Here is a 26898-nt window from a genome sequence, read left to right as displayed (position 1 = left end):
GTTGTAAAGTTGAAAGTTCGGTGTTTAATAGTAAACGTTTAGTAATGTTAAACCCGAAACAAATTAAGTTATGAGTAAATATACAGAAGAAGAATTAAAAGTCGAGCTCGAAAATAAAGAGTATGCATATGGCTTTTATACCGATATAGAGAGTGATACTTTCCCAATAGGGCTTAACGAAGATGTTATTCGTGCGCTTTCTTTTAAAAAGGAAGAGCCAGAGTGGATGACAGAGTGGAGACTTGAGGCTTTTAGAGCATGGGAACAAATGATTGAACCTGAATGGGCAAATGTACATTACCAAAAACCCGATTTTCAGGCGATATCATATTACTCTGCACCAAAAAAAGCAGACCCAAATAAAACGCTTGATGATGTAGACCCTGAGCTTTTGGCAATGTATAAAAAACTGGGCATCTCTATCGATGAGCAAAAGAAGATGAATAATGTGGCGGTAGATATTGTTGTAGACTCTGTTTCTGTAGCCACTACATTCAAGAAAACACTTGCCGAAAAGGGCATTATATTCTGCCCCATATCCGAAGCTATTAAAGAGCATCCAGAGTTAGTAAAGAAATATCTTGGTACTGTAGTGCCGCAAAAAGATAATTTTTATGCTGCGTTAAACTCAGCAGTATTTACCGATGGGTCTTTTTGTTATATACCAAAAGGAGTACGTTGCCCAATGGAACTTTCTACTTATTTCCGAATCAATCAAGCAGGAACAGGACAATTTGAACGTACACTTGTAGTTGCCGACGAAGGTAGTTATGTAAGTTACCTAGAAGGTTGTACCGCACCAAGCCGTGATGAAAACCAGTTGCACGCTGCGGTAGTAGAGCTTATAGCAATGGACGATGCTGAAATTAAATATAGTACAGTACAAAACTGGTTCCCTGGTAATAAAGAGGGTAAAGGTGGTGTGTACAACTTTGTAACCAAGCGTGGACTTTGCGAAAAGAATGCCAAAATATCTTGGACACAAGTAGAGACAGGATCTGCAGTAACATGGAAATACCCAAGTTGTGTGCTAAAAGGTGATAACTCAGTAGGAGAATTTTATTCTATTGCAGTTACCAATAACTATCAGCAGGCAGATACAGGTACTAAAATGATACACCTTGGCAAGAATACTAAGAGTACTATTATCTCTAAAGGTATCTCGGCAGGAAAATCGCAAAACAGCTACCGTGGTTTAGTACAAATAAACAGTCGTGCCGAAAATGCGCGTAACTTTTCGCAATGTGACTCATTACTAATGGGTAACAACTGTGGGGCGCATACATTCCCGTATATAGAGTCTAAAAATACAACAGCCAAAATAGAGCATGAGGCTACTACAAGTAAAATTGGCGAAGACCAAGTGTTTTACTGTAACCAGCGTGGTATTCCTACAGAAAAGGCAATCGCACTTATAGTAAACGGCTTTAGTAAAGAAGTACTTAATAAACTACCGATGGAGTTTGCTGTAGAAGCTCAAAAACTTTTAGAAATAAGCCTTGAAGGTTCAGTCGGTTAATAAATTCCCAAATCAACAAATTTCCAAATTAATGTTATCAATAAAAAATTTACACGCAAGTGTCGAAGATAAAGAAATTTTAAGAGGTATAAACCTTGAAGTAAAAGCAGGTGAAGTGCACGCTATAATGGGACCTAATGGTTCTGGTAAAAGTACACTATCATCGGTTATAGCCGGAAAAGAAGAATATGAAGTGACAGGTGGTGAAATTATCTTTGAAGGTGAAGATATTGGCGAGCTTGCTCCAGAAGAAAGAGCCCACAAAGGTGTTTTCCTTTCATTTCAGTACCCTGTAGAGATACCAGGAGTATCGGTAACTAACTTTATGAAAACAGCGATTAACGAAACCCGTAAAGCACAAGGTAAAGAAGATATGCCAGCAAATGAGATGCTTAAGTTTATTCGTGAAAAAAGTGAGCTTTTAGAAATAGACCGTAAGTTCTTATCACGTTCGTTAAACGAAGGTTTCTCTGGTGGAGAAAAGAAACGTAATGAGATTTTCCAGATGGCAATGCTAGAGCCAAAACTAGCGATACTTGATGAAACCGATTCTGGTCTTGATATTGATGCATTGCGTATCGTGTCTAACGGTGTTAACAAGCTGCGTAGTAAAGACAATGCAGTTATTGTAATTACACACTACCAAAGACTTTTAGATTATATAGTTCCAGATTTTGTACACGTACTTTACAATGGTAAAATTGTAAAATCGGGTGGTAAAGAACTGGCTCATGAGCTAGAAGAAAAAGGATACGACTGGCTTAAAGCTGAAAACGTATAATAAAGTCGAAGGTCGAAAGCCATAAAGTCGTAAAGAACTATGGGGAAGTTTAATTCTTTTGAAGAAATTAATTCTTGGCAAAAAGCAAGAGTTCTTAATAAGAAGATATACCTCATTACAGACGCTCTGGCTTTTAAGAAAGACTTTGATTTGGCTCGACAGATGAGAAGGTGCTCTGTGTCAATATCTTCTAATATAGCAGAAGGTTTTGAACGTAATACAGATAAAGAATTTATACATTTTTTATACATAGCTAAAGGTTCGGCGGGTGAGCTAAGGTCACAATTATATCTTGCCTACGATCTTAATTATATCTCTAGCGAGATTTTTAATGAATTACTAACAGAAATTACTGATATAGCAAAGCTGCTTAGTGGCTTTATAAAATACCTTAGTAAATAAAGCCAGAGAGTCTTTATGACTTTATGACTTTAAAACTTTTGACTAGAATAAAATGGATTTAAAAGACAAATTATTATCTTCTTTCATGGCTTTCGAAGAACGTGTAGATGTACACTCTACCCTGCACGATATTCGTACAGATGCCATTAAGAATTTCGAAAATAAAGGCTTCCCTACCAAAAAAGAGGAAGCATGGAAATATACATCGCTTAACAGCATCCTTAAAAACGATTTTAGTGTATTCCCTAAATCAGAAACGGCACTTCATTATGCCGATGTAAAAAAGTATTTCCTACACGATATAGATACATACAAGTTAGTTTTTATCGATGGTGTATTTAGTTCATACCTTTCCTCTACCACACACGATGGTATTGATGTATGCCTTATGTCATCGGCATTAACAAAGCCAAAGTATAAAGATATAGTAGATACTTACTTTAATAAGATAGCTAATACTGATGATAGCCTTACATCGCTAAATACTGCATTTGCTATAGAGGGAGCGTTTATAAACATCCCTAAAAGTAAAGTAGCCGATAAGCCTATCGAAATCATGTACCTATCTACAGGTAACGAAGCAGCACTTATGGTGCAGCCAAGAAACTTGGTTATAGTAGGCGAAAATGCGCAGGTGCAAATCATAGAGCGCCACCAGAGCCTTAACAGCAACCCTGTGTTAACTAACAGTGTTACTGAGATGTTTGTGCAAGAGCGCGCTATTTTAGACTATTACAAGATACAAAACGACGTACAAACAGCTAACATAGTAGATAATACTTATATCGCTCAAAAAGGAGATAGCAATGCATCGGTACACACGTTCTCTTTTGGGGGTAATGTTACCCGTAACAACCTGAACTTTTACCACCAAGGGGAGCATATAGAGAGCACTATGAAGGGTATTACCATTATAGGCGATAAACAACACGTAGATCACTATACGCTAGTACAGCACGCAACACCTAACTGCGAGAGTCACCAAAACTACAAAGGTATTTTTGACGGTAACTCCACAGGAGTGTTTAATGGTAAAATATACGTAGAGAAAGAAGCACAAAAAACCGATGCTTTTCAGCAGAATAACAATGTGTTATTAAGCGAAAAAGCAACAATAAACGCTAAGCCACAGCTTGAGATATTTGCCGACGATGTAAAATGTTCTCACGGATGTACCATTGGGCAGCTCGACGAGAGTGCAATGTTTTATATGCAGTCGCGTGGTATCCCTAAAAAAGAAGCCAAAGCATTACTAATGTACGCCTTTAGCAACGAAGTTATCGAGAGTATTAAAATACCAGAATTAAAAAGCAGAATTACTAAGCTTATCGCCAAAAAACTAGGCGTTAATATGGGTTTTGATCTTTAATATTCAATACAATATATATTTAAAAAGCGACCTTATTCAAGGTCGTTTTTTGTTTTTATACTTCTTGCTCCTCTAGCTGTAAAGTTTAGTTTTAATTGCTTGTAATTTCCGTAAAATTTTTGCTATAAAAGTCTCTTTCTTTGTAGGTGTATCTTCTGTTCTAAACTCTCTCCATTCTATTAATAATTCTTTAAAATCACTCATATGAATTATGAGATCAAAATCAATTATAACATTAGGGTGGACAAACTCTATGTGTATTCCTTCTGTTCCACCAGAAATTAGAAATTCAGGGTCATACGGCTGGTTATTTTCTATTAACTCAATCTCATGAATAAAACTCTCTATTTCAATGGGGTATAATATATCTATAAAAAAAAGTCTTGCATACAGTCCTACTGCATCACTTGCATCTATCATATGCTCAATAGTGCCAAAACCATTTAGCCCTTTGTAGAATTTTAAATTGTATACTTCTCTCTTAGTCATTTTAATTACAATAATTTCAAAAAGGACTTCGTCCTTCTTGTACTCTTTTTACCCGATAGTTTATAAATTCAGATAATTTTAATTTTAATTTAGTTATCCATGTAGATTCAGGGTCAGAATAATATCCCTCATGTACAAAGGGGTCATCTCCTTCGTCAAGATAAATAAATAAACACTGGTCGTTACCATTATAAACATCTACAGCATAAAAAGGTCGTGTTATTTGTTTTCCATATTCATTTATGAGCTCTCGTACATCTTCTTGTAATTCTTGCTGAGATTCATTAATCCCATAATCCAGTACATAACAATAATCTCCCGCTAAATATAGTAACTCCTGTAATGCTTTAGGAAAAGGTGCTCCATTATTATATAAGTCTTCTAAAGCTGTTATTTCTGTTTCTGGAATTGGTGTATTAAACCAATAAGACTTAGTATTGCCTGGTCTAGTAGGATAGTTTAACAAATCTTGTAAATATTCTATTTGCATTTCTTAGTCTTTAATGAATTGTCCCCACAATTTGTTTACTTGATTCCATTACAACAATAATCTAGCCAGTTGAAAAACTTAAATATAGAAATTTTCAAAATCTATAAAAAGCTGATGTTTTTAGTTTAAACAAACATTATAAATCTAAACCCTTCTCTTTTATTTAGAATTAATAAAAATAATTTGCATATGTAAACCCCTACCCGTAGATTTGCAATTTAGAATCAATCTAATATAATAATGCAAATTAACGTAAGGGTTTTACTACCTGTATTTCTTATAGCAACTTTTGTTGTCAGTGCACAGCAAACAGCAAATGATTCGGTCATTTTTGCCAAACTCGATGAGGTAGTTGTTACAGGGCAAATAGAACCACAATCGATAAAAAAATCAGTGTTTAACGTTAAGGTTATCACCGCAGCCGATATTAAGCGTCAGGCAGGAAATAACCTTGCCGATGTACTTAACCAGTACCTTAATATTAACATACAGCCACAAAGTGGCGAGGGGCGTTCTACCGTGTCTATGTTTGGGCTAGACAGCCAGTACCTAAAAGTATTGGTAGACAATGTTCCGCTAGTAAGCGATACAGGGCTGGGTAATAATATTGACCTTACCCAAATAAACCTCGACGACGTACAGCAAATAGAAATTATAGAGGGCGCTATGGGGGTTACCCACGGTGCTAATGCCTTGAGTGGTATTATAAATATCATTACCAAAAAATCGACCAAAAACAAATGGGAAATTACCGCTACAGTACAGGAAGAAACCATAGGCGAAGAGTACAGCCCACTCTATGACGAGGGCAGGCACATACAAGCCCTTAGAGTAGCCCACAGCATAAACGATAATTGGTTTGTGGCAGTAGGTGCTAACCGCAACGATTTTGAAGGTTACAAGGGCGAATTTGGCGGTAAAGAGTTTACCAATAACCCAAATAACCCAGAGCAAGAACGCGGGTATAGCTGGTTACCAAAAGAGCAGTATTTTACTAATGCATTAGTACGTTATCAAAAAGGAAGTACACGCTTGTTTTATAAATTCGATTACTTTAACGAAAATATAGATTTTTACAATAGTGTAACGCATGAAGAACTACAGGACGATAATATAACCAAGTTGATATATGCTGACGATAGGCGTTATTTTACCGAAAAATTTTACAATCATCTTAATGCAGTAGGTAAAGTTTTTGGACTAGATTATAACGCATCCGTTTCTTACCAAAAACAGCAACGCGATGCAGAGGATTTTAAATATTACATTCAAACCGATACAGAGTTAAACAATACCGAAGAAACCTATCAGGAAACCGAAGTGCTATACGCTACAGGAACAGTAAGCAACTTCTTTAAAAAAGAGGGCTTAGATCTTCAAGTTGGGTATGAGCTGGTAAATACTAGTGGTTATAGCTCGGCACTTTCAGGTATTTTTAATGATGAAAATCAGGATGATAACGATCATGAAAAACGATTAGAAAATTATGATGTATTTACAGCAGCCGAGATAAGTGTTACTGATAAATTCTCAGTTCGTCCAGGGGTTCGTTATTCATTTCAGTCAAAGTTCGACGACCAATGGGCAGCTTCTATGGGCTTTCGCTACCTGTTGGGCAAAGGGCTAGAAACCCGACTGAGCTATGGCAGGTCATACCGCACACCAAATTATGACGAATTATACACTTATTTTGTTGACTCTAACCACAATTTGCAAGGTAATCCTGATTTAGTGCCAGAAAGCGGACATAGTGTAGAAACGAGTATTAAAAAACAAACATTTTTAGACTCAGGCTTACAGCTTAGTAATACCCTTTCGGCAAGCTTTATTAGTATAGACGATCGTATAGAGCAGGCAGTGGTAGCCACTACACCATCATTGCGCTATCGTTATATTAATATAAGCCGTTATAAAATGTGGAATATTGCTACTACGCACCGCATGGTTTACAATAATTGGCAAGCAAAGCTTGGCGCATCTATTATGGGTATTTCTAGGGCTATTAACACAGGTTTAGCAACATCAGATGATAAATACTTAATCAACTACCAGTTTAACGCTAATATAGGCTACAATATCCCGAAATGGAATACATTACTGTCGCTTTATTACAAGCATAACGGCGAGCAACAACAATATGTACAAGATGGCTCACTAACCAACCCCAAGTTTGTTCTTTCAGAAATAGAATCGTTTGGGCTTATGGATGCCTCTGTACGCAAATCGTTCTTTAAAAATCAATTTGATGTTACCCTTGGTGCACGCAACCTGCTCGATGTGGTAAACATACAAAGCAGTGTAGCCAGCGGTGGCACCCACACTACGGGTAGTACCAATATGTTAATGGGCTACGGACGTTCTTATTTTTTAAAATTAACCTACAATCTTAATTTTTAATTTCTAATTTCTATGAAAAAGATAATCATATTATCATTTGCAATGCTATCATTAGTAGCCTGTTCTGACGATGATACAGCAAGTAATATAGCACCAATACAAACTATTTCAGAAGGCGGTCTTTTTGGTACTACCGATAATCCACTTAACCTTGGTGGTCCTAATCAGCAAAACCAAGTATATGTTAACCTTAGTGAGGCAGCAGCAATGCCTGTAGCCCGCGAAAGTTGGGATTTAGGCTTTTACTCGGGCAACGATTTTCGTGTTGTTATAAACGGGTCATTATTAATGGCAGTAAAACAACTAGAAACTACCGATATTACGGTAAGACAACATGAAGATGCATCGGTTGCAGTAGGTACTTTTCAAGTCGAAAATTTAGCGTATATAGATAATCCAGACGGGTCGCTTAGCGGTACAGCATTTGGTACACTGGCAACTAGCGAAGAGGCTGCCAAAGTATATCTCGTAAACTTGGGTAACCAAGTGCCCGATACAACTCCTGCGGCAGGATCAGTAAATACAGCAGGTGATGCACGTGGCTGGAAAAAAGTAAAAATATGGCAGGATGACGAAGGCTACAAAATGCAGTATAGCGACCTAGACACATCTGAATATACCGAAGTAGCAATTGCAAAAACAGCAGGTTACAATCATACCTTTTTTAGTTTTACAACAGGTAGTGTAGTAAATGTAGAGCCAGAGGCAGCTAAATGGGATATGAACTTAACTACGTTTACTAATGAGGTTTTCGATAACTCAGGAGTATCGGCAGGGGCGTATTTTTATTCTGATTTTATTGTAACCAATACCAAAGCAGGTGTAACAGCACTTATGGTAGAGGGCGATGTTGCAGCTTATGAAGGCTTTACTATAGAAACTTTAAATACAGGTGATTATGCTTTTAGCGACGACCAAAGAGCCATTGGTGCTAACTGGAGAAATGTAATACCACTAGAGGTATATAATAATGTTTTCTTTGTGCTAAAAGACGGTGCAGGTAACATGTATAAAATAAAGTTTATATCGATGCTTAATACCGATGGCGAGCGTGGTTTCCCGCTATTCCAGTATGAGTTGCTATAAAAAGAATATTTAAGTTTAGTAAGTTTTGTTTGAATTTATCCCGACTGTGTGTAATGCATGGTCGGGATTTTTTTTGGTAACCAAACACAAAAAAACCGCTCCCGAAAGGGAGCGGTTCTCAACTAAACATATATCCGGCTTATAATGAAGCGACTAAATCTCTCCACCCCTGTAGTTCAGGAATACCAGGTTTTCTTTTCCCGAAAAACTGTACTATAATTTCGCCCATTTCGTTAAATACTTCAAGAGCTGTAACGGTACCATCTTCGGTTGGCTTGCGCACTACCCACACCTGAGCAATTTTGCTCATATCTAGGTGCATGTTAAAGTCAGGATCCATAACATTAAACCAGTCGTTATGCCACATAGTTTTACGTATAGGTCCTGTATGTATTTGTATGTTACCTCTATTACCCGTAAACACCATTATAGGTAGTTTTGTTTCGGCAGCACCTTCTAGCATTTTTACAATAACTTCTTTGTCTACTTTTTGTGCATAGTCACCCTCTGGAGCAAGACGCAATGCCTGCGTACGCGTAACACCAAATTTACGCATCATCATAAAGAAATCATGCGTGTCTTTTAGGTTTACCCATGCCTCACGGAAACCAGCTACATCAATATCAGCATCAGCTTTTTCTTCAATTTTTAGCGGAACAGCAACAGTAGTTTCGGCTGTAGTTTGATTGTCTGACGTGTATTTTTCTACCAAAGCATCAAAAGCAGCTTCGTTACTATCAGGAGTCAAATATATTTTGTGTATTGCTAGTCCGTCTTTCCCAAAAAACTGAAGGCTTTTACGCTCGCCACGCTCGCTTTTTTCGGCTACAGCAAAGGCTTTATCCCAATGGGTATGAAAAATACGAAGGTCAATATCTTCACCTACAAAAAGTCCTGCATGCGGGCTACTAAAGTCAGGGTTAAGGTATGTTCCTTTACGCTCGTGTACACACTCGTCGTTACGCGTTAGTGCCATTACTTTCTCTAATTCTTTTACATCGGTAAGTATCGCTGCAAATTCAGGACGCAAACGCGTAACAGTATCACCTACCTGAGTAGCTAAAAGTTCGGCTTCGCTAACGCCAAGTTGATCGGCAGCGTTACGAATGCGTAGGTGTGGGTTTTCTGCTTTTAACGCATCCCACTGTGTTTTTAATGTATTAGTGATAGTATCCATATTGTTTATATTTATTAATTAGGTTCCAAATATTATTAAAGGATTTTTATTTACAGGGTTAGGGCATACCGTACACGGAAAGTTATATACACTGCTTATTATTTCGCGGGTAAAAACTTTATCGGGTACATCGTGGCTTACTATTTTACCTCTTTTAAGCAGCATTACAGTATCGGCAAATTGTGCTGCAAGGTTTAGGTCGTGCAGTACCATAATGGCAGTATTGCCACGCTCTGTAAAGTTCTTTATCGTGTGCAGTATGCGGTGCTGGTGCAGTACATCAAGATTATTTAATGGCTCATCCAGAAAAATGAGTTTATTTGCCACATCATTGTCTAGTTGTGCTAGTACACGAGCAAGGTGTACCCGTTGTTTTTCGCCACCAGAAAGCAAGTTATAATCACGTGTTGCCAATGCTTCTACATCCGTTTCTTGCATGGCTTTTGTAACCGCATCGTTATCTTGTTTTTGTGGTGTAGTATTAAAATAGGGATAACGCCCCATCATTACGACATCTTTTATAGAAAGGGGAATATCGTGACTGTTGCTTTGCGAAAATTTGGCTTTATGGCGTGGTAACTCTTTGTCGTCCCATTCTTCAAAAGATTTTCGTTTAAAAAGTATAGAAGACGACTCATTTTTGCCCATCTCGTTTGCCAAAAGGCTTAATAGCGTAGATTTTCCTGCACCATTAGGACCAACAATAACTAGTAGTTCGCCATGATTTACCGAAACATCTATATCTTCTAATATAGAAAACTTGCGGTGTGCGTATGATATTTTATTCGCTTTTAGCATGGTCTACATTGATTTTCGGTTGCGGATTAGTATAGCAATAAATATAGGCGCACCCATAAATGCGGTAAGTATTCCTATCGGAATTTCTGATGGTGCAGCTATGGTTCTGCTTATAGTATCGGCGGTAAGTAGCAGTATACTACCTAGTATTGCCGACATGGGTAATATTATATGGTAATTCGATTTGAATATCAAACGAAGGATGTAAGGCACTATAAGCCCTATAAACCCTATAGTACCCGCAAAAGCTACCGATGTACCTACCATAAGCGCAGTAAACAGCACTATTTGCTTCTTGATGCGTTCTACAGGTATACCTAGGTGTTGTGCATCGCGCTCACCCAGCATCATGGCGTTAAGTGCTTTCCCTTTATTGATAAGAAAGGCATACGATATGATTATGATAACAGCGAGTATTGCATTCTTTGTCCATGTAGCACTAGCAAGGCTACCTAAGTTCCAAAAGGTAAGGTCGCGCAGTTGCTCTTCTTTTGATATATAAATAAGAAACCCTGTTATAGCAAAGCCTAGTGCTGTTATTGCAACACCCGAAAGCAGCATTACTATAACATTAGTTTTACCATTGGTGGTAGATATGTTATATACCAGCATCATGGTAAGTAATGCGCCAAGAAACGCCATAATACTAAGTAGTGAAAAGTGCAATAACTCGGGGATATAAGGTTTTATAAAACTGCCTAGCACTATGGCAAGTGCAGCAAATAATGATGCCCCCGATGTTATACCAATCAAGTCGGGTGTGGCAAGCGGGTTTTTAAACATACCCTGCAAGCAAGTACCCGATACTGCAAGTCCGCTACCTATCAATATCGCCATCGTAATGCGGGGTAGGCGTAGCCCCATTATTACAAAGCGGTCACTATCAGAAATAGTGTCGTCGTTTACGATAAGCCCTTTTATAAGCGCTGTTAGCGAGTGTTTTTCAAATGTATATACACCCATATATAACGATACTATTGCTAATGTAATTAACAATAGTACACTAAGTAACAGGTAAAGGGATAATCTATTTTGCATTATTTATTTTCTGACAGCTTGCTATTTAGTTCTAATGCAGCTTCGCCCAAACGAGGACCAAAGCCTGCAAGCAATCCGCCATCCATAGCAATTACGTTTTTATTTTTTCCTGCATTGGTTTCAGCTATTCCCTGTATTTTTAGTACACCATCTATTCCGCTAAGGCTTGCTAACCCTGAGTTAAACATTAGTATTACGTCAGGATTTCCTTTTACAAGAGCTTCAGGGGTAAGAGGTTTGTAATCGTCAAAGCCTTCTATTGCGTTAGTACCACCTGCCAGTGTTATTACTTTATCTACAGGGGTGTTTTTTCCGCTTACCATAAGTGGTCCATGACCTGCATATATAAACAGTACTTTTTGTGCTTTTTCTAGAGGTACAATCTTAGCAAGATCAGCATCAATTTTATCTTGTACTTCTTTTACATTTTTGCTATCTAATATATCTGCTACCTCTGCTACAGTTTTCTTTGCACCATAAGGGCTAAATTCTCTTTCAAATACATAGGTAGTAATGCCCGATAATTCTATTTTTTCGATTAGTTCTGGGCTAATACCTTCACGAGTTGCTAGTACAAGAGTAGGTTGTAATGCCATTATCGATTCTATCGATATTTTGCTTGTATGCCCTAAATTTTGTGCCGACTCTTTAAGTTGTTCAGGGTAGGTGCTGGTAACATCTACTCCTACAATTTCATCTTGATGCCCTAGTGCACTAACCATTTCAGTTAATGCCCCGTTAAGCGATATAATACGTTGTTCCGTTTTAGCAACAGTATCATTTGCTACGGTGTTTTCTTCTGTTTGTTTTTGTTCTTTCTTGCAAGAAACAGTAGCCAATAGTACTAAGGCTACAGTTACAGTTTTAATTAGATGCTTCATTGATAGATGATTGTTATTTTTATTAAATCTAAATTATTGCAAATCTATAAATATTATTTAGAATGATGAAAAATAAGAAGCAAAAAGTTCCATTTTCTTGTATTCTTAAATCCATGCTAAAAATCTGTTTTTAAAAAAACAAGCCGTAACTTTGCATTGGCTTACTACGGGTACACAAAACCCTAACTAGCTGATAGTAATTAATTCAGGAAATTTATAATGTTAGATATAAATAAAGTCAGGGCAGACTTCCCGATACTTAATGAAACGGTAAACGGAAAACCCCTTGTATATTTTGATAATGCAGCCACATCGCAAAAACCCCAAGTGGTTATAGATGCTATTTCGGCTTACTACGAAACCATAAACTCGAACATACACCGTGGGGTGCATACCCTTAGCCAGTTAGCTACTGATGCTTATGAGGTTTCGAGACAAAAAATACAAAAGCATATTAATGCTAAGCATGCTCACGAGGTGCTGTTTACTACGGGTACTACACATGGTATAAACCTAGTAGCAAGCGGTTTTTCTGCATTTGTAAAAGCTGGCGATGCCGTAATGATATCGGCAATGGAACACCATAGCAATATAGTGCCATGGCAAATGCTTTGCGAGAGGGTAGGGGCGGAGTTGTTGGTTATCCCTATGAATGATAAGGGAGAATTGATAATTGAAGAATTTGAAAAGCTATTAACCAACAGGGTTAAAATAGTAGCGATAAATCATATTTCTAATGCACTGGGTACTATAAACCCAATAGAGCATATTATTACCAAAGCCCATGGGGTAGGGGCAGCCGTTTTAATTGATGGCGCACAATCGGCACCACACATGCAGTTTGACGTACAACAATTAGATTGTGATTTTTATACCTTTTCTGGGCATAAAGTTTGTGGCCCTACAGGTAGCGGAATATTATATGGTAAAGAAGAGTGGCTAAACAAGTTACCACCTTACCAAGGCGGTGGCGAAATGATAAAAGAAGTAACCTTTGCCAAAACCACTTATGCCGAGTTACCTCATAAATTTGAAGCAGGTACACCCAATATAGCAGGGGGCATTGCGCTAGGCACAGCTATAGATTATCTTAACGCTATAGGGTTAGATAATATTAATACCTACGAACAAGAATTATTACAATACGGTACAGAGAAGTTACTAGAAATAGAGGGACTTAAAATAATAGGTACAGCCAAGAATAAAACATCGGTAATATCATTTAACGTTGGGGATATTCACCCGTATGATATTGGATCTATTGTAGATAAAATGGGTATAGCCGTGCGTACAGGGCATCATTGTACACAACCGATAATGGACTTTTTTAAGATACCAGGCACAGTGCGTGCTTCTTTTTCGTTTTATAACACAAAAGAAGAAATTGATGCACTTGTAGCAGCAGTTATTAAAGCACAACGTATGTTGAGCTAATTTAAACTTGTTTAAAAAATTGTAATTTTATATCATGAAAAAACTACTGCCTTTACTGGTTATTACGTTGCTTTTTGCTGCGGGCTGTGCTTCATCGGCATTAAAAAAAGAAAGCGAGTACATTGCTTTTGAATATGAAGCCATGACACGTGGTGCCTATAAAAAAGTAATTGTAAAACAAGATACTGTTATTACGCTAAACAGCAGAGATACAGCCCCTATAACAACAGGGCTTAAAAAAGGCGACTGGAACAAGTTGCTTAGTGCGTTACAAAAAGTAGACTTAGATAAAATAAGTGAGCTAAAACCACCAAGTACCCGTAGCCATGTAGATGCTGCACTGGCTGCTAACTTAAAAGTGATTAGAAAAGATAAAACATATCAAAGTAATGGGTTTGATCATGGTAACCCACCTGCCGAAATTAAAGTACTGGTTGAGGAAATATTAGCAGTTTCGGCACTTGAAAATAAATAATGCAAATGAGAATAAAAGAAATACAAGACGAGATAGTAGACGAATTTTCAATGTTTGAAGACTGGGACGAGCGTTACCAATATGTAATAGACCTTGGTAAGACATTGCCACTTGCAGAAGAGCAATATAAGACCGAGGAGAACATCATTAAAGGCTGCCAGAGCAAGGTTTGGCTACACGGCGAGCAACAGGAGGGTAAAGTTGTTTTTACGGCAGATAGCGACGCTATTTTAACCAAAGGAATTATTGCAATACTTATTAGGGTATTTTCTAACCAAGCCCCTGCGGATATACTAGAAGCTGATATGGCTTTTATTGATAAAATTCAACTAAAAGAACACCTTTCGCCTACACGAGCGAACGGATTGGTTTCGATGATTAAACAGATAAAAATGTACGCCTTAGCATTTCAGGCAAAAAACTAAATAACATGGATACGCAAATAGATACCGCACAACTAGGAGAAGAGATTGTAAAAGCACTAAAAGGCATTTATGACCCCGAAATTCCTGTAGATATTTATGAATTAGGATTAATTTATGATGTAATGGTAAATACCGATAATGAGGTTAAAATACTCATGACACTTACATCGCCTAACTGCCCCGTTGCCGAAAGTTTACCAAAAGAGGTAGAAGATAAGGTAGTGGCTATAGAAAACGTTAAGAGTGCTGAGGTAGAAATTACTTTCGACCCACCTTGGACGCGTGACCTTATGAGCGAAGAGGCAAAGCTGGAACTTGGAATGCTGTAAACAAATTTCAGTTTACAGTAGTAGTATTCAGTTTTCAAAACTTATAATTTAATTATGGAAGAGCAGGAAATAATAAATCGTGTTGCCAATAGTGTATTGCAAGTGTTCGACCTAGAGGATTACTATCCTGAAGGCGAGCGCAAAACTATTGATATATCTCAATGGTTGTTAGAAGGCTTTGTGCTTCGCGAAAAAGACTTTAGAGCATCGCTTAAAGACCATAACTGGGAGCAATATAAAGATTGTTATGTCGCCCTATATTGCAGCACAGATGCTATAGTGCCCGCTTGGGCTTATATGTTAGTAAGTACTTACCTGCAACCTCTTGCTAAAAAAGTAATTCAAGGTACTATCGCTAATCTTGATGTACAATTATACCAAGAAATTCTTTCCGAAATAGATTATGCCGAATATAAGGGTAAACCTGTTATAGTAAAAGGCTGTTCTAAAAAGCCAGTACCACAGGAAGCCTATGTTATGGCAGTGCAAAAATTAATGCCTTTTGCCAAAAGTCTTATGTTTGGCGAAGCTTGTTCTGCTGTTCCGTTATACAAGAAAAAGTAGTGTTTTATTAGTCGTGCATAGCATAAATAAGTATTTAACTATCTTTGTACAAATATATATTTGTACAATTATGATAAAAAAAATTACTCTACTATGTAGTGCTTTATGCGTAATGAGCTTAAATGCACAAAATGAAGACTCTTCGAATGTAGCTAATGATACTATTAGCCCTTGGACAACAAAAGGGAATGCATCATTTTTATTCAATCAATCTACTTTCGACAACTGGCTTGCAGGAGGAGAGAACAATATCTCTGGTAATGCAGGACTTAACTACGATTTCAACTATAAAAAAGGCGACTGGAGCTGGGATAATAAGTTTATAGCATCTTATGGTATTGTAAAGACCAAAACAAGCTCATTTGCCAAGAAAACAGACGATCGTATGGAGGTTAATTCTGTTTTGGGTAAAAAAGTTACAGAGCGTTGGTACTATTCAGCATTTCTTAATTTTAAAACACAATTTACAAAGGGATATGTATATTCTAAAGACGAAAATGGTGCAGAAATAAGAGATGAATACACTAATTTTCTTTCACCAGGTTATTTACTAGTTGATCCTGGTATGATGTACAAAAAGGATGATAACTTTAAATTTAACCTCTCTCCTGCAACATCTAAATTTACTTTTGTAGACAAAAACTTTACACTACCCGAAGAAGCTTACTTTGGAGTAGAAGAAGGTAAATCAATGCGCTATGAGCTAGGTTTTAATGCATCGGCATACTATAAGTTAGATATTATTGCAAATGTAACTTTCGAGAATATAGTAAACCTTTACTCTAACTATCTTGAAGACCCACAAAATGTAGATTTAGATTATCAGCTTAATATAGTAATGAAGATAAACCGTTATTTAACTACAAACCTATCTTTCCAAACCGTATATGATGATAATGCTTACAAAGGATTCCAGTTACGTCAGGTATTTGGTGTAGCCGCTAATTATGGTTTCTAGTATAATTTATATTCCATATTTTAGAAATAAATATAAAAAGAGCAGTCATTATTGGCTGCTCTTCTTTTGAATAGTCGGTAGTTAATCTTATAAAATGATTTCTTGTTCTCTTTTATATGTTATAATAGTATTTCTTTCGAATATAAAAGAGCGCTATATGTCCTAAAAAACAAACCCCGCTACACAATGTGTAGCGGGGTTTTTGTTTTTATAAGCTCAGGGTAAAACCCTTATCGTTGATTGTTCGTTGTTGTTATTTCTTCACAACAAGGAACTCACTTCTTCTATTCTCAGCATTCTGTTCTTTAGTACAGTTATCTTTACAATCTACTTTAGGCTGACTCTCACCAAAGCCTTCACCAGATATTCTGTCCTTAGCAATACCTTTAGAGATGATGTATTGTACAGTAGCTTTAGCTCTTCTATTCGATAAGCCCATGTTGTACTTCTCACTACCTTGATTATCTGTATGCGCTTTCACCATGATTACCATCTCTTTGTTATCATTCATAGCTTCCACTACTTTATCTAACTCAAAGGCAGCCTCTTTAGTAATGTTACTCTTATCAAACTCAAAGAAAACAGGTTTTAGGTCTAGTACTGGTATCACCACGATCTCCTTAATAGGTTTCAGGTTCGCCGCAATCATAACCTTCCCACCATCAGTTTTGGCGATAGGGAAGCTGTTACTTTCATACTTGTTCGCTGTAACCTGTACGGTATAGGCTCTATCACAATCTACATTGTACGTTACCTTACCATCAGCACCACTCATTTTGCTTTCAATTACATTGTTCTTCTCATCCAAGATCGCCACCTTAGCCGAAGCCAATGGTTTTCCTGTATTAGCATCTTTTACCATAACAATAGCCTCTACACCACATACTGGCGTAGCACTGTATAGTTTATCCATTCCGCTTCTATTAGAAGCAAAAAAGCCCATGTTTTTAGTAGTGTTAAACGTAAAAGAGAAGTCATCTTGTGGCGAGTTAATAGGAGCTCCTACATTCATCGCTTCTCCACCATTAGCCAAGTCAATCACATAAACATCATGACCACCAAAGCCCGAACGGGCATTAGAGGTAAAGTATAAGATACCCTCATCAGTAATAAACGGGAAGGTTTCTTTACCTTCGGTATTTACTTTCTTACCAAGGTTTACTGGCTCACCATAACTGTTAGCGCCTTTTATTTCTACTTTCCAGATATCGTTATCCCCGATAGACCCTTCTCTGTTCGAAGCAAAGTATAATGTTTTACCATCTTTACTAATAGCAGGGTTACCTGTACTCCAACGCTTGTCGTTAAATGGTAATGGTTGTACATTACCCCAACTATCACCTTGCTTAGTAGCTTTGTATAGGTATACTTGTCCTATTTTAGCATTAGCGTCTTTATCACGCTCAAATTGCTTACTTTCTTTAAAACTCTCACTAGCAAAATACATTGTTTTACCATCTGGGGTTACCGCAGCAGGACCATCATGCCATTTGCTGTTCACACCATCTACAGGTACAGGCTCACTAAACGTACCATTAGCATTGTAAGTTGCCATATACAAGTCAAGATACGGTTGCTCGTTCCATCCGTAAGTTTTACGGGCTTTGTTACGGGCACTCGTAAAGTATAGGGTATTATCATCGGTTAGTACAGGACCAAAAGAACCATACTTCTCATCGTTAATATCTAATACTTTCTCATCAAAGAGTTTAGCTTGATTTTTTAGCTTCGGCAGGTAATTAGGATCTTCCATAAAGAGCACGGCACGCTGATCGGTAGGTGCCATTGTAGCAAATTTTTGCATTTGCTTGTTCGACTCTTCATAACGTCCTGCTGCTTTTAGCATTTGTGAGTAGCGGTAATAGGTTTCACTATCAGCGTTGCCTGCGGCAACAGCTTTGTCATACCATTTTACAGCTTCTTTATAATTGAATATGTTATAATAGCTATCGGCTAGTTGTGTATACACATAACCATCGGCTTTGCCATCATTGACAAGTTCTAAGTATTCTTCTGCGGCTTCTACATATTCGAAACGGTCAAAATGTTTATCCGCGGTCTTAGTATCTTTGTTTTGTGCCGTTACTGCCATAGTGGCGAGCATAAAACTAAGGGTAATATATAAGTTCTTCATTTTCTTATGTCGCTTTTAGGTTTAGAAATAACGTGGTGAACGGGAAACTTTTTTCGGGAAGTTTACATCAAACAGGAGCATGATTTCATGCGAAGACGGTGTTGTTACATCCAATTCAGAGATGATATGGTCGTAAGCATAACCGATTCTTAGATTAGGTGTAATAGCATAGTTTACCATTCCACCAAAACTGTCGTCTAACCTGTAGGTAGCCCCAATCTCAAAACGCTCAAAGAACAAGAAGTTCAATGAACCATCTATAGAAGGCGACACATCAAAAGAAGATTTTACCATAAACGATGGTTTCATCTTAGTGTTTTCGGAAATCTGGAAAACATACCCCCCCGTTAAGAAGTAGTGTGAAGTCTCTGAACCGAACTCATAGGCTGTTCCACTAGGAGCCGTTACATCAAGGTGCTTGCTTTTAAGCATATTCGGCACCGATAGGGCTAAGTAATAGTTTTGTGTATAGTAAAAGAAACCTGCACCTACATTAAAGTAGGTATTGTTTACGTTTTCTTGAAAGGCAGGATCACCTGGAGCAGGGACATAACCATTACCAATATCGCTGTATAAGCCTACATCGTGTAGGGTAACACCACCTTTAAGACCTAAGGCAAGACGGTGTTCGCCACCTAGGTTTAAGGTGTACGAGAAGTCGGCATAAACATTGGTTTCTTGTACAGGTCCAATCTCATCGACAATAGCCGATAGTCCAAGACCTACGTTTTTACCTACTGGGCTGTGTCCTGAGAAGGTTCCTGTATTGGGAGCACCTTCTACATCGACCCACTGGGCACGGTATAAAAGCCCAAAGGCTAGGTTTTCTTTAGACCCCGCATAGGCTGGGTTTATAACGTTCATGTTATACATGTACTGCGTGTAATGCGGATCCTGTTGGGCACTCATATCGGTAAAGCCTAACAGGGCTAAAAATGCTGATAAGTATAGTTTCTTCATGTGTGTGTATTAACTAATATTCAATTGTTTTTCCCGTTGTTGAAGGTAATTAAAATAAATGGAAAACTTAATAGTAGTAAGTGTTAAATTAAAAACAAGATAAATACTACCACTAAATTTTATAAATCTAAAAGAACCCGTTTAAAAAGAGTTCAAAAAAAATAAAATAAACTGAATTTAGTACAATTTTTAAAGTTTTTTTTAATGCTCTGTAATAAAAATAACGCTAAAAAAACAAATAATTAATGTTGTGTTTTTATACAAATGATAAAGAAGACACTTCCTGTGGTTAACAGGAAGCGTCTCTTTAGTTTTATTCCTCTCTATTAATGTAAACCCATCCTGTTTTGCTTTCGCCATTGCTACGCTCTATCGAGTAGAAATACGTACCAGTTGGGAGTTCATCACCACCATCGGTTTGTCCGTACCATTGGTTAGTATAAACACCATAACTAAAGACTTCTTTACCATAACGGTTAAAGATGCTTATTCTTCTAACATCTAGTGAGGTAAGGTCAAAATTATCGTTCATACCATCATTGTTTGGCGATATACCTCTTGGTATAAAACAACTAGTATCTAATACATTAACATCTGTTCCGCCAATACAACCTTCTAGGGTTTCTATTGTTACAGTATAAAGACCTGCTGAAGGCACAGTAACTGTTTGCGTTGTTTCAGAGAAGTTATCTGGACCTGTCCATGTAATTGTTGCTGTGTCAGGGTTAAATGAACCATCGATATCCATTACAGTTATCATATAGTCACCGCTTTCACAACCTTCTTCAAACATTACAGCAACAGCATTAGTGTCTTGTGTTACAGCAACACTTTGCGTGCTAGAACAGTCTCCCACAGTTACCGTTACTCCATAGGTACCGAAATCGGTAGCTTGAAGGCTTGCTCCTGTATCGGCTATTGGTGCATCGTTAAATGTCCATGCATAGCTTGCGTCGGCACTATTATAGTTACCTGGTGTTACTGTAATAACAGCATTACTCACAATACATACATTATAAGGACCACCTAAGTCAAACTCAGGGCTTGGAGTAATCATTACTTCAAACTGGCTTTCGTTTGTACAGTTTGGCGTTGTACCACTTTCTGCATAGATATAGATTGTTTGTGTACTTGTTACTACATCACCTGCGGCTAACGGTGTTCCTGCTCCTCCAGTTTCTGTAAAGTAATTACCTACTGTAAGTGCTTCAAGTGTATAGCTATCACAAGCTGTTACATTTGCCAATACATCGGCTACAGGTGTTGGTACTGTTATTACCTCTATTTCTTGGCTTCCTACACATCCTGCATTGTTTACGGTTACTTCATAAGTACCCCCTACAGTTACGGTTATAGATTGTGTAGTAAGACTAAGGTCATCGCCATCTAACATCCAAGAGTATTCTACATCTGGAGCGTTAGGGTCAAAGTTTCCTGCAAACACTTCAAGTGTTACTGGTGTTCCTTCGCATACCGTAACATCTTCTGTTACTGTAAATGCTGGTGGTATGTTAGATAGTATTATTTCAAACGACTTAATTAAATAACATTCAGAACCATCTTGATCTATTCTAATGAAAATAGTTTCACTAGTATTTGTAGTGTACGATTCTGGTAGGCTGTCATCTAAACCAAGTTCTGCCGCTTCTTGAGAAGCGTAGAACGTAAAGCTGTAACCTGTTGTATCATCCATCATACCGTCTAAACTCTCAGTAAGATCAAAAGTAACATCTTCGCCTGTAGAACAAGCTGTTAAGTTTTGAGGATCATCAGCTATAATAGGATCGTAAAATTCAATAGTTTTTTCGGCATCTACAGAGCAGTTTGTATTTTCAAATAAAACTTCTACTAAATAACTACCACTTTCTGTAACAGTTAAACTAGCTCCTGTTTCTCCGTCAATAGGTATACCATCTAAGAACCATGTAAAGTCATATACATCTGGATCCATTTCTGTATCAAGAACAATTTCTTCACCATCACAAGCTGCATTACCACCCTCGATAGTTAAATCGTCTCCTAAATCTGGTGCGCCAATTGCAAAACTACCTCCGTCAAGGAAAACCGCTGAGTTTACACTCGAGTCAGCTCCAAACGGACCATAATCTGCGATTACCAATTTAATATGGTAAGTTTCTCCTGGGGTTACTGGTGCAGATGCAACCATTGGAATGGTTTGACCATTATAACCTATTGATGACGCCTCTGGATTATCTGGGTTATATTGCCCAAAGTAACCTTCGTTTACAGACTCACAGAGTGTATTATATTGATTGTCTCTAATATTAACAACCGACACTGGTATTGTAGTACCCGGAATTACAGCCAAGTTATCACCATCTACAGCTGTAGTAGGACCTGTTAGTATAAAAGCAAAAGCATCAGAGTAATTACACTGGAAAGTACCATATTCATTCGATGCAAATAAGAAGTTAAAGCTTATTTGATCTGTAAACGGAACAAAATCAAATTCAAGTATAGATGCATTAACTAATGTTCCTGTATTTCCTCCCTCTGCAATAATTGCTGAAAGATCTGCATCACCTGGCCATAGTGAATTATCAAAAGTAGCCGCTCCTGGCCATGGGCCTGGCGCCTCAGTTATACCACCAGTTGCCATTACTATACCGTTTGTGAAAGGAAATGCCGATCCATTTTGGTCGAAATAACCAATACTGTTCGCCTGTCCAAAATCTGAACCAGATGTTGAAGTAACATTTGATACAATAGCACAATCAATACCTATAAGTACATCTTGTACTAGTTCCTCTATAGTATACTCCGTATCATTAACTGTAATAGGTGGTTCTGGTGTTTTTACACAAACATCAAAACTTGTTAATGCTAACGGATTACTTAAGAAGGTAGTATATACCATAACGTAGTAAGTATTACCAGGAATAAGACCTGTTACTGTTTGGTTAACACCTCCACAAGCTAATTGGGTAAGATTACCACAATCGTCTCCTTCGAAAATTATTTGCTGTAAGAATGCACCTCCAACAACATTATCTATAGTCACACTATGTGTGTTTACCTCTGCTACAAATGAATACCATACATCAAAATCAATATCTGTCCATGTAATACATGTTTGAGTTACTCCCGATCCTGTAGCACCAGTAATAGTACCCGATACAAAATCGACACACTCAGCATCTGGATTAACAGGAACATCTATAGCGCCATCACAATCGTCATTAGCTATTTCGGTTACAAAAACAATTGGTCCTGACCAATAACTAGAATCGTCATCAGCACAAACAGCTCTTACATAAAACTCATAAGGAGTAGATGGGTCAAGCCCTTCATACGTATAAGGATTTTCTGTTACAACAGTAACCTCTGTTTCATCAGTTGGCTCACCTGTACCAGGTGCTTGTACCACAACTTCCCAAGTATCTTCAGATCCAGATGGTGTCCAGCTAAGATCTATTGAAGTAAGTGTTGGGTTTGCAGCCACTAAATCAATTGGCTCAGGACACGTTGGTATATCTTGTATAATTACATTATCAATATATAACCTCCATCCGTCAAGACCGCCATTAGGTACATGCCATGCAATATTTACGTTGCCAGATATTAATGCATCTGCTGCATCATCAAGAAGTACAATATACTCTATATAATCTGTATTATCATAAGTAGCAATAGGCACAAGCTCTACCGTAAAATCAGCAAGAGCAGTTCCTGTAGTAGATAACAACACCTCAAAATCATTCGGTTCAAATGAAGATTGTACTCTTTGGTGGAATTTCAGCCTTTGATTACCTGTTAGAATTATTGTTGGAGAAATTAACCAATCGTCATTATTTCCATTATTAAAATCTGTATACATTACAGCAGATTGGTCACCTTCAAAAGGATTAAAATTATAATCCATATCCCATAAATCAAAATCTCCATTTCCATTTACTACTGACCAACAGTTTTGCGTTTCAGAATCTGTATTAAACCCTTCATAGAAAGGAACTGTAAACGGATCGCAAGCTGTTACAAAAGTAATTGGACCTATCCAGTTGCTAAGATCATCAACGCCACAATTTGCTCTTACATATACTTCATATTCAGTATTTGGCGTAAGACCTGTTGCTGTGTGCTCTGGGTCACCTGTTACAGCATCGCCTGGGGTAGTTGGCTCACCTGTACCAGGTGCTTGTACTACAATTTCCCATGCTGTTTCAGTAAAGCCAGGCTCCCAAGCAATATCTGCCGAAATATTAGCTGCACTTAAAACTTCTAAATCTGTTGGGTCTGGACACGTTGGTATATCTTCTATAATTACATTATCAATAAACAATCTCCATCCATCAAGACCTCCATTAGGTACATGCCATGCAATATTTACATTACCTGTTATTGGCACATTTGATACATCTACAAGGTTTACGATATACTCTACATAGTTTGTGTTACTATAATCTGCTAAAGGAACAAGCTCTAATGTAAAGTTAGCAACATCAGTTCCTGTAGTAGATAATAACACCTCGAAATCATTCGGTTCGAATGTCGATTGTACTCTTTGGTGGAATTTCAGCCTTTGATTACCCGTAAGTGTAATAGTAGGAGAAATTAACCAGTCATTATTATTTCCGTTATTAAAATCTGTAGTAATTGCTGCCGATTGGTCTCCTTCGAAAGAGTTAAAAGCATAATCCATGTTCCATGTATCGCCATCACCATTTTCATCTAAAACTGTCCAACAGTTTTGCGTAGTAGAATCTGAATTAAACCCTTCAAAGAAAGGAACTGGGAATGGGTCGCAAGCCGTTGTAAACTCAAACGGACCTACCCAGTTACTAAGATCATCAACACCACAATTTGCTTTTACATAATACTCATAAGTTGTATTAGATGTAAGCGCTGTTGCTGCATATTCTGGATCTGTTGTTACAGCTATACCTGCTGCAGTTGGCTCTCCTGTACCAGGGGCTTGTACTACAATTTCCCATGCTGTCTCGTTAAAGCCAGCTGTCCAAGAAAGATCTGCCGATGTAGGCTGAAGGTTACCTGCCATCAAACCTGTAGGATCTGGACAAGATGGTATATCTTCAACAATTACATTATCAATATAAAGTCTCCATCCGTCAAGACCTCCGTTAGGCACATGCCATGCAATATTTACGTTACCAGATAGTGGTGTATTAGTACCATCTACTATATTTACCATATACTCTACATAAGTAGTATTACTGTATGTTGCAAGAGGTATTAATGTCATTGTAAAATCGGCAGGATCAGCACCTGTAGTAGAAACAAGTACTTCAAAATCATTCGGTTCGAATGACGATTGTACTCTTTGATGGAATTTTAGCCTTTGGTTACCTGTAAGAGTAAGAGTAGGTGAAATTAACCAATCGTCGTTATTACCACCATTACCATCAGTAAGCATAATTGCTGATTGATCTCCTTCAAAAGAGTTAAAACCATAATTCATATCCCACTGATCATTATCAGCATTGTTATTTAATACTGTCCAACATAACTCTGTAGTAGAGTCGGCGTTAAAACCTTCGTAGAAAGGAACTGTCAGTGCTCCACAAGTTGTTCCAAAAATATAAGGACCAGCCCATGCACTAAAGTTACCATCGCCACAATCGGCTCTTACATAATACTCATATAATGTAGACTCTGTAAGTCCTGTTAAAGGATGATTTACATTTGTTGTTACAACATCTCCAGAACCAGCAGGAATACCTGCACCTGGAGCTTGTAAAACTATTTCCCATGAGGTAGCACCACTTGGGTTTGTCCAAGATACATTAGCAGTAGTTTGCGTTATGCTTGTTGTAGGCTCGCCTACTGGTGGCGCACAAAATACTTGCTGTATTATAAGTGTGTATGGCGTACTTTGTGGAGCAGCCCATGTAGATATTACAAAATAGTAAGTTGTACCAGCAGTAACTGCTAATGATGGTATACTAACAGGTGTAGCAGCAAAACCTCCTACTCCTCCAGCAATACATTCAACACCAATATCATCACAATCATCATAAACAAATAAACCGGCATAAGTACCCGTATTATTCATATCTGCGCTAATAACACCATCAGCAGTAGCTGTATAAGAATATACTACATCATCTCCATTAAGGTATCCAAATGTACTACCACAGCCAGATGCCCCTGGAGTTCCGTTATAATCATCTCCATAATTAGAAGTATCATCAGTAGTAGAGTAAGGTAATGTAGCAATCTCTATTGGAGCACCACATGTTTCTCCAAGTGCTACTGTACTAAATAAAAATGGTCCTATTAGTTCGCTACTTGAATCATCACTACATAGTGCACGAACATAATATTTATAATCTGTATTCTCTTCAAGAGGTGTACTATCATAAAGCGTTGTAGCAACATACGGTGGAGCACCGTTATAAGTTATACCTGTAACGTTTGGAATAGCCGCAGCAGGAAGCACAATTACTTCCCAAGATGTAGCTCCACCTGGGTTAGACCAAGTAAGTGTTGCAGAGTCAAGACCAGCAGTATCTACAGCTAGATCTGTAGGATCTAAACATTGTTCTACTACCATTACATCATCAACTAGCCAACGGTCACCGTTGTCTCCAGCCATTACAAAAGCAATACGCACATCCTGACCTTCATATGTAGCAGGAATAACTACTACTTTTTCAGTATAAGTAGTTTGCGATGGGTTAATTTCAAGTTCTGTCCATTCCTGAATATTAGTATAATCATTCGGGTCAATAGCACCAGTATTAACTGTTGATATCATTATACGATATACAGTACCATTATCTCCACCAAGAGTAAGTCTTGACCAGAAACGAAGTTGCGGATTAACCGGAACTGTAAATGAAGGGGTTATTAACCAGTCTTCAGGAATACCTGTTGCTACGTTCTCTTTGTTAAGATATGCAGCATGATCAGGGCTGTATGCCGGCTGAGTAACACCTCCATCGGCTTGTTCCCAAGAAGCAGCGGGTCCTATACCATTATCATATGTTTCCCACCCCGCAGGAGGAAATACACTTGGAGTATCAAATCCCTCCAAAGGAAGTCCTTGTGCAAAAACGCACAAAGATGATAATAGCATGAAAAACATTAAGGTAATTTTTTTCATAGAAATTTACGTTTAATTTAGTTTATGTTTAAGAACACGAAAATTAAAGAAAATAAATCAATCATTCATGATAAAAATTATACATTGTTTATTTTTTTCTTAAAAAAA

General features: G+C 37.7%; 21 protein-coding genes. 12 read left to right on the top strand and 9 right to left on the bottom strand.

All coding sequences use genetic code 11. The features are described 5' to 3' along the window. Positions 1–70 precede the first annotated feature (70 nt). From sufB to sufD, 4 genes are read left to right on the top strand one after another with little or no spacing between them, the layout of a single operon-like run. Positions 71–1519, top strand: a complete 1449-nt coding sequence (gene sufB / locus DVK85_RS05065; RefSeq protein WP_114677394.1) for a Fe-S cluster assembly protein SufB — start codon at positions 71–73, stop codon at positions 1517–1519. A gap of 31 nt (positions 1520–1550) precedes the next feature. After that, positions 1551–2300 carry a Fe-S cluster assembly ATPase SufC gene (sufC, locus tag DVK85_RS05060; RefSeq protein ID WP_114677393.1) on the top strand — a complete coding sequence of 250 codons (750 nt, stop codon included), beginning with the start codon at positions 1551–1553 and terminating at the stop codon, positions 2298–2300. Between the two features lie 39 nt (positions 2301–2339). After that, the gene (locus DVK85_RS05055) at positions 2340–2702 is read left to right on the top strand and encodes a four helix bundle protein (protein WP_114677392.1); all 363 of its coding nucleotides are present in this window, start codon (positions 2340–2342) and stop codon (positions 2700–2702) included. Between the two features lie 52 nt (positions 2703–2754). Beyond that, entirely contained in the window at positions 2755–4071 is a 1317-nt protein-coding gene (sufD, locus tag DVK85_RS05050; protein ID WP_114677391.1) for a Fe-S cluster assembly protein SufD, read from the top strand. Positions 4072–4143: 72 nt separating this feature from the next. Here the strand turns inward: sufD and DVK85_RS05045 are convergent, their stop codons facing one another. Both DVK85_RS05045 and DVK85_RS05040 read right to left on the bottom strand, forming a co-directional pair. After that, on the bottom strand, positions 4144–4560 hold the full coding sequence (locus DVK85_RS05045) for a hypothetical protein (protein WP_114677390.1): 417 nt from the start codon (positions 4558–4560) through the stop codon (positions 4144–4146). A 16-nt stretch (positions 4561–4576) separates the two neighbouring features. Continuing rightward, the gene (locus DVK85_RS05040; RefSeq protein ID WP_114677389.1) at positions 4577–5050 is read right to left on the bottom strand and encodes a hypothetical protein; all 474 of its coding nucleotides are present in this window, start codon (positions 5048–5050) and stop codon (positions 4577–4579) included. A gap of 240 nt (positions 5051–5290) precedes the next feature. On the opposite strand from DVK85_RS05040, the gene DVK85_RS05035 reads away from it, so the two are divergent. After that, positions 5291–7447: a TonB-dependent receptor plug domain-containing protein gene (locus tag DVK85_RS05035; RefSeq protein ID WP_114677388.1), complete on the top strand. Its 2157-nt coding sequence runs from the start codon at positions 5291–5293 to the stop codon at positions 7445–7447. Positions 7448–7459: 12 nt separating this feature from the next. Then, on the top strand, positions 7460–8533 hold the full coding sequence (locus tag DVK85_RS05030) for an HmuY family protein (RefSeq protein ID WP_114677387.1): 1074 nt from the start codon (positions 7460–7462) through the stop codon (positions 8531–8533). A 139-nt stretch (positions 8534–8672) separates the two neighbouring features. Here DVK85_RS05030 and DVK85_RS05025 read toward each other — a convergent pair whose 3' ends face one another. Genes DVK85_RS05025 through DVK85_RS05010 form a run of 4 tightly spaced genes read right to left on the bottom strand, consistent with a single transcriptional unit; the run spans position 8673 to position 12427 of the window. Then, complete coding sequence (locus DVK85_RS05025; RefSeq protein ID WP_114677386.1) at positions 8673–9710, bottom strand: hemin-degrading factor; 1038 nt, start codon at positions 9708–9710, stop codon at positions 8673–8675. An 18-nt stretch (positions 9711–9728) separates the two neighbouring features. Next, positions 9729–10508, bottom strand: coding sequence for a heme ABC transporter ATP-binding protein (locus DVK85_RS05020; protein WP_114677385.1), 780 nt, complete (start codon positions 10506–10508; stop codon positions 9729–9731). Positions 10509–10511: 3 nt separating this feature from the next. After that, the gene (locus DVK85_RS05015) at positions 10512–11546 is read right to left on the bottom strand and encodes a FecCD family ABC transporter permease (RefSeq protein WP_114677384.1); all 1035 of its coding nucleotides are present in this window, start codon (positions 11544–11546) and stop codon (positions 10512–10514) included. Continuing rightward, positions 11546–12427 (bottom strand): heme/hemin ABC transporter substrate-binding protein, encoded by an 882-nt coding sequence (locus DVK85_RS05010; RefSeq protein WP_114677383.1) that lies wholly within the window; start codon positions 12425–12427, stop codon positions 11546–11548. The genes DVK85_RS05015 and DVK85_RS05010 overlap by 1 nt, the downstream gene beginning before the upstream one ends. A 219-nt stretch (positions 12428–12646) precedes the next feature. On the opposite strand from DVK85_RS05010, the gene DVK85_RS05005 reads away from it, so the two are divergent. The 6 genes from DVK85_RS05005 (at position 12647) to DVK85_RS04980 (ending at position 16612) form a co-directional block, all read left to right on the top strand. Continuing rightward, positions 12647–13861, top strand: coding sequence for an aminotransferase class V-fold PLP-dependent enzyme (locus DVK85_RS05005; protein ID WP_114677382.1), 1215 nt, complete (start codon positions 12647–12649; stop codon positions 13859–13861). A 34-nt stretch (positions 13862–13895) separates the two neighbouring features. Then, positions 13896–14336 carry a hypothetical protein gene (locus tag DVK85_RS05000; RefSeq protein ID WP_114677381.1) on the top strand — a complete coding sequence of 147 codons (441 nt, stop codon included), beginning with the start codon at positions 13896–13898 and terminating at the stop codon, positions 14334–14336. A 5-nt stretch (positions 14337–14341) separates the two neighbouring features. Continuing rightward, on the top strand, positions 14342–14761 hold the full coding sequence (locus tag DVK85_RS04995) for a SufE family protein (RefSeq protein WP_114678987.1): 420 nt from the start codon (positions 14342–14344) through the stop codon (positions 14759–14761). Positions 14762–14766: 5 nt separating this feature from the next. Continuing rightward, positions 14767–15090, top strand: coding sequence for an SUF system Fe-S cluster assembly protein (locus DVK85_RS04990; RefSeq protein WP_114677380.1), 324 nt, complete (start codon positions 14767–14769; stop codon positions 15088–15090). A gap of 54 nt (positions 15091–15144) precedes the next feature. After that, on the top strand, positions 15145–15654 hold the full coding sequence (locus DVK85_RS04985) for a DUF2480 family protein (RefSeq protein WP_114677379.1): 510 nt from the start codon (positions 15145–15147) through the stop codon (positions 15652–15654). A gap of 73 nt (positions 15655–15727) precedes the next feature. Further along, positions 15728–16612 carry a DUF3078 domain-containing protein gene (locus DVK85_RS04980; RefSeq protein WP_162845306.1) on the top strand — a complete coding sequence of 295 codons (885 nt, stop codon included), beginning with the start codon at positions 15728–15730 and terminating at the stop codon, positions 16610–16612. A 253-nt stretch (positions 16613–16865) separates the two neighbouring features. On the opposite strand, the gene DVK85_RS04975 is transcribed toward DVK85_RS04980, so the two are convergent. From DVK85_RS04975 to DVK85_RS04965, 3 genes are all read right to left on the bottom strand, one after another. Beyond that, positions 16866–18746, bottom strand: a complete 1881-nt coding sequence (locus DVK85_RS04975) for an OmpA family protein (protein WP_114677377.1) — start codon at positions 18744–18746, stop codon at positions 16866–16868. A 21-nt stretch (positions 18747–18767) separates the two neighbouring features. Then, positions 18768–19706, bottom strand: a complete 939-nt coding sequence (locus tag DVK85_RS04970; protein ID WP_114677376.1) for a PorP/SprF family type IX secretion system membrane protein — start codon at positions 19704–19706, stop codon at positions 18768–18770. 313 nt (positions 19707–20019) lie between these two features. After that, positions 20020–26790, bottom strand: coding sequence for a choice-of-anchor J domain-containing protein (locus DVK85_RS04965; protein ID WP_114677375.1), 6771 nt, complete (start codon positions 26788–26790; stop codon positions 20020–20022). Positions 26791–26898: the final 108 nt, after the last annotated feature.

Source organism: Flavobacterium arcticum (assembly GCF_003344925.1).
GTDB lineage: Bacteria > Bacteroidota > Bacteroidia > Flavobacteriales > Flavobacteriaceae > Flavobacterium > Flavobacterium arcticum.
This window is presented reverse-complemented; position numbering and strand designations above follow the sequence as displayed.